Below are 4,189 nucleotides of genomic sequence, written 5' to 3'. Positions count from 1 at the left end.
CGCGCCCGCAGGCCTCTACGCTAAATTGATGGCTCCGGGCCTGCGCGCGCTGATCGCCGAGTGCAACCCAAGGGAGGGGGGCCTTTTGGACGCCTAAATGGGGTCCCATTACAACGCCGATTGACAGTAACCCGCAAGAACATATGGCAGAGCCGGGAATATCCGGGAATTCGCGGGAAAGGCCTTTATTTGATGGGGCTTGGCGGCGGCGGCTTATTCTGTGAGGGATGGGCTGCGCGCAAGAACAGTTGGCAGGACGGCAGAAAAAATCGCTCTACGTGAAACGACCATACCAGACGACGCGGCCGGCGATGTTCAGCTGTGCAACGTCGGTTTTCGCTATGTCCTCGGGCGGGTAAAGGGCGTTATCGCTAATCAACTGTAAAGAGCCGTTGAGCCGCTTGTGAACGCGCTTTACAAACACTGAATTATCCCAGGTGAGCACATAAATCGCATTGTCCTTGATGTGGTCGATTGACGTATCGACGAGTAGGACATCGCCGTGTCTGATCGTCGGCTCCATGGAGTCGCCGTGAACGTTGAGCACCCTTGCCGCCGCAGCATTTACATCGTGGGTGCGCAGCCAAGACGCCTGGAAGGCAATGTAGTCAGTATCGGGGTCATAATTGGTTACAGCGCCATTACCCGCCGAAGCTTCCAGTTCAAGCTTTTGAACCAACGCGATATCCTCAGCAACGAATGCAGGAATCCCACTCGACGCGCCGCGCGATCGGGGAAGTTCTTCGCCGGTGGCAAGCCATTGTAGCGATAAGCCGCTCGAATCCGACAAACCTATTAGAACGCTCAGCGGCGGTTCAATTTTCCCAGAGACATATCTGTCTAGTGTTCTGACGGATTTGCCAGTTGATTCGGCAGCCTTGTCGGATCCAACAGCTTTAATCGCCTGACGCAATCGTTCACCAAGGGCAAATGAAGAACTGGCAAGCGCTTTCCCTGTTTCCTCCTGCGCGGTTTCTTCGTCGTAACCCACTGTTTCAAAACCATAATATTGCGCAAAGACAATTATGTCTAAATCTCAAGCTGAGAAGACATTTATGTCTTTCAAAATGACACTTATGTCTCAACAATGGGTGCAGCTAATGTTTGAACGGTAGCAGCAACCAAAGGACATGTGATGAAGACCGATACCAAATGGGACCGCCCCGCTATTCTTGCGGAAGTGCAACGCCAAGGCATGACACTCACCGGAATCGCACGGGACGCCGGCCTAAATGAAAGCGCATGCCGCCAAGGGATTATCGGAGCCAGCCGCAAGGGAGCGGAGGCGATCGCCAAGGCTATTGGTGTTCCCTTCCGCGAGCTTTTTCCTGACAGCTACACTCGCGGTCGTCATCACGAAAAGAACTCTAGCAGCAACGAGTGTTGCAACGGAAGTGCAAAAAGCGCGCCTCGCGCTGACCAGAATGCGGCCTGACCGGACAGGAGCAGGCCATGCATATCCAAGACGTTGACATAACCCTTATCGATGTTCCTGCAGGACGGCGCGTCGTCGACCCGGACTGGGCAGCCGCTCTTGCGGTCGACTTCCAGGCTCGCGGGCAGGACGAACCGATCCGCATCATCCGCAGGGGCGAGCGGTTTCGGCTGAACGCAGGCGCTCATCGCCTCACCGCTGCCAAGATACTCTCGTGGAAGGCAATCAGCGCCAAGGTCTACGAGCCAACCGAGTTCGCCAGCGAAGCCGCGATCAAGCTTGCCGAGATTTCCGAGAATTTCAAACGTCGCGAACTGACGGTGCTCGACCGCGCCTTCGATGTTGCTGCCTGGCGCGAGGTCTACGAGGAAGCCGCCGGGACGGTTAAACCGGGTCGCAAGAAAAATAGGGTCAAGTTTGACCCTAATTCGGAAGACGCGCTCGAAGAGCAAAGCACACTGTTAGCCTCTTCCTTTACGACGGCATCGCAGAAGGCGCTCGGCCTCAACAAGGAAGCGGTCAAGCGTTACCTCAGGATCGCCCGGATTACACAGGAGGTCCGCGAGCAGATATCGCTCGCGCCGATCGCCGACAATCAATCGCAGTTGCTCGCGCTTTCGGCCGAGCCGGCCGAGCGTCAGGTCAAGATCGCCAACCTGCTGACCTCCAATCCGCCTGCCTGCAGCACGGTCGAAGACGCGATCGCGATGATCGACCATGTGCCGCGCGCCTCTAAGCCGGAGCGATGGGAGCGGGTTTCCGACCAGTTCGGCAAGCTGCCCGAGACGGCGCAACGCCGCTTCATGATCGAGCACTGGTCGATCGTCGAGACGATCCTTGCCGAAAGAAAAGCCGCCTGATGCGCCGCCGCGACACGCTCACGGAAGACCTTTTCGACTGGCAGCCGCCGAAGGTGGCAGCCGGATACGAAGAGGACGTGGCCGGTCGCGGCGCGCTCGATAGTCGCATCTCCCGCACGGTGGCGAAAGCGCTGAAGGACGCCCGCGAGGCTGGCAAGACCAGGGCGGAAATCGCCGCCGACATGAGCCGCTATCTCGGGCGCACCGTCTCCGAGGACATGCTGAACAAGTGGTCCTCCGAGGCTGCCACGCACCGGATCACGCTTGATGCCTTCATCGCGCTGATCGACGCCACCAAAGAGTTCGACCTGCTCGGCTTCGTGCCTTCGCGGTTCCGTTACGTGGCAGTGCCGGAGAGCTATCGCGACCTGATCGTCCTGCATCTCGCAAAGCAGAAACAAGAGGAAATGAACCGGTTCGTCGAGCGGCTGGAAGCCGACCAGCGCACCAAATTCAAAAGAGGAAAGTCATGAATGTTACCAATCATGTGAAGAAGCCCTTCTTTGAAGCTCCACCAGAGCGCGTCAAACCCATCATCGAAATGCACCGCCCGTGGGTTGACAGCCCGGTACGATACCCAACCGATGTGCTTTACAGCCGTCTTTCGAAGGCTCTTGCCGATGCCGGGTTTGATGCTCCTACGCACCGGGAATACCTAGAGTGGCTGAGTGCCGAGGGCGAGCAAGCTTATTATCCCAGCCCATACCATCCGCAGGAGAAGGGGCCGGAGGAGCGCGCCGGCAGATATCGCGGTCATATCGAGCCGAAGGAAGCTGCCCGCCGGTATAGGGGCGACGAGGCAGCGTGTGCGATCGGCGTGGACTTTGGCGATGCATCGGCGGGTCTCGTTTCGGAAGCTCACGAACTGGCGCAGGCCGAGGCGATCGTGAAGGCCGCTCACAAGCTTAACGAGGCCAATCTTGCAGCCGGGTACAGCCCGCTTTCCCTGCACACGGACGATACCGCCGTTGGCGAAGCCATACGGACGCTCGTGTCCTGCCGGCCTTCGCCGCTCTGGGGGCTTTCACCCGCATCGGCCGCTGTCGATCTTCTGCTGTCGCAGTGTGATGACGAGATTGATGGCGCGGTCCTAGACGCCCTTTCGATGGATATGCAGCGCGACCTTTGCGCGGCCCTCGTTCGCGAAATGGACGCGGAAGATAGAGCGGCATGATTGTCCTCGAAATCATGAGGATAACAACAGGCGCAATCGTCTTTCTGCTGGCCAGCATCGCACTCGGCGAGCTGTTCAACCTCGATTGGCCCTGGCTGGGCATCGTCGTCGCAGGATGGCTCATTTGCTGTGCCGCGATCGCATGGCTGTTCTGCTGTTTGGCAGGCGGCGAATGATCAAAGCCCTCTTTTCCTTATTCGCAACACCCGTCGCGCCCGGCATCTGGCTCGGTCCCGAGCTGCTCGTGTTGGGCGGGATGGCCTGGGCCGTCAGCGCACAGGCGAAGCGGGCGATCAACTACCAATACAGGTCAATAGCATGAAAGAGTGGCTGACAGCGCGCGAGATTTCAGAGGAACGGCTGCCGAACCTGCCCGACACAAAACGCGGCATTGCGGTGTTGGCAGCCCGAGAAAATTGGGATGCGCACCCCTATGCCCGCAAGCGCTCCGGGCGCGGTGGCGGCATGGAGTACCGTTACCTGCTTCTGCCGGTTGCTGCCCAGGTTGCCTATGTCCAGCGTCATGGCCGGATCGGCTCTGACCATGTCAAACTGCCCTAGGCCGTAAACTCATAAACTGATGGGTTCACGACGAGTGCTCGTTTTGATTCAATGGCTTCCTGAAAGGAACCCTTGATGAGACGACGTTTTGATCTGACGGATTTCGAGTGGGCGGTTATCGAGCCGCTTCTTCCCAACAACAGCCGCGGCGTGCCGAGG

General features: G+C 58.4%; 7 protein-coding genes and 1 pseudogene. 7 read left to right on the top strand and 1 reads right to left on the bottom strand.

Features of this window, described 5'->3' with window-relative positions; all coding sequences use genetic code 11:
• Positions 1–274: 274 nt before the first annotated feature.
• On the bottom strand, positions 275–991 hold the full coding sequence (locus HPQ62_RS21255; RefSeq protein ID WP_342343745.1) for an XRE family transcriptional regulator: 717 nt from the start codon (positions 989–991) through the stop codon (positions 275–277).
• Positions 992–1,135: 144 nt separating this feature from the next.
• Here HPQ62_RS21255 and HPQ62_RS20835 point away from each other — a divergent pair, with 144 nt between their 5' ends.
• The 7 genes and pseudogenes from HPQ62_RS20835 to HPQ62_RS20805 all read left to right on the top strand — a co-directional run.
• Positions 1,136–1,435, top strand: coding sequence for a helix-turn-helix domain-containing protein (locus tag HPQ62_RS20835; protein ID WP_174804515.1), 300 nt, complete (start codon positions 1,136–1,138; stop codon positions 1,433–1,435).
• Between the two features lie 17 nt (positions 1,436–1,452).
• A complete protein-coding gene (locus tag HPQ62_RS20830) occupies positions 1,453–2,295 on the top strand; it encodes a ParB/RepB/Spo0J family partition protein (protein ID WP_174804514.1) in 843 nt (280 codons plus the stop codon).
• A complete protein-coding gene (locus HPQ62_RS20825) occupies positions 2,295–2,768 on the top strand; it encodes a hypothetical protein (protein WP_174804513.1) in 474 nt (157 codons plus the stop codon). The genes HPQ62_RS20830 and HPQ62_RS20825 overlap by 1 nt, the downstream gene beginning before the upstream one ends.
• Positions 2,765–3,469, top strand: coding sequence for a hypothetical protein (locus HPQ62_RS20820; protein ID WP_174804512.1), 705 nt, complete (start codon positions 2,765–2,767; stop codon positions 3,467–3,469). The genes HPQ62_RS20825 and HPQ62_RS20820 overlap by 4 nt, the downstream gene beginning before the upstream one ends.
• On the top strand, positions 3,466–3,645 hold the full coding sequence (locus tag HPQ62_RS20815; protein ID WP_174804511.1) for a hypothetical protein: 180 nt from the start codon (positions 3,466–3,468) through the stop codon (positions 3,643–3,645). The genes HPQ62_RS20820 and HPQ62_RS20815 overlap by 4 nt, the downstream gene beginning before the upstream one ends.
• Before the next feature lie 142 nt (positions 3,646–3,787).
• Entirely contained in the window at positions 3,788–4,030 is a 243-nt protein-coding gene (locus HPQ62_RS20810) for a DNA-binding protein (RefSeq protein WP_174804510.1), read from the top strand.
• 72 nt (positions 4,031–4,102) lie between these two features.
• Positions 4,103–4,189 (top strand): annotated as a pseudogene (locus tag HPQ62_RS20805) (IS5/IS1182 family transposase); the annotation flags it as partial.

The sequence above is a fragment of the Martelella limonii genome (genome assembly GCF_013344475.1).
Lineage (GTDB): Bacteria > Pseudomonadota > Alphaproteobacteria > Rhizobiales > Rhizobiaceae > Martelella > Martelella limonii.
The sequence above is the reverse complement of the archived record's forward strand: the minus strand, read 5'-3'. Positions and strand labels throughout refer to the sequence as shown.

Coding starts and splice junctions, on each gene's coding strand:
- HPQ62_RS20835 (WP_174804515.1), top strand. CDS start 1,136: ATGAAGACCGATACCAAATGGGACCGCCCCGCTATTCTTGCGGAAGTG.
- HPQ62_RS20830 (WP_174804514.1), top strand. CDS start 1,453: ATGCATATCCAAGACGTTGACATAACCCTTATCGATGTTCCTGCAGGA.
- HPQ62_RS20825 (WP_174804513.1), top strand. CDS start 2,295: ATGCGCCGCCGCGACACGCTCACGGAAGACCTTTTCGACTGGCAGCCG.
- HPQ62_RS20820 (WP_174804512.1), top strand. CDS start 2,765: ATGAATGTTACCAATCATGTGAAGAAGCCCTTCTTTGAAGCTCCACCA.
- HPQ62_RS20815 (WP_174804511.1), top strand. CDS start 3,466: ATGATTGTCCTCGAAATCATGAGGATAACAACAGGCGCAATCGTCTTT.
- HPQ62_RS20810 (WP_174804510.1), top strand. CDS start 3,788: ATGAAAGAGTGGCTGACAGCGCGCGAGATTTCAGAGGAACGGCTGCCG.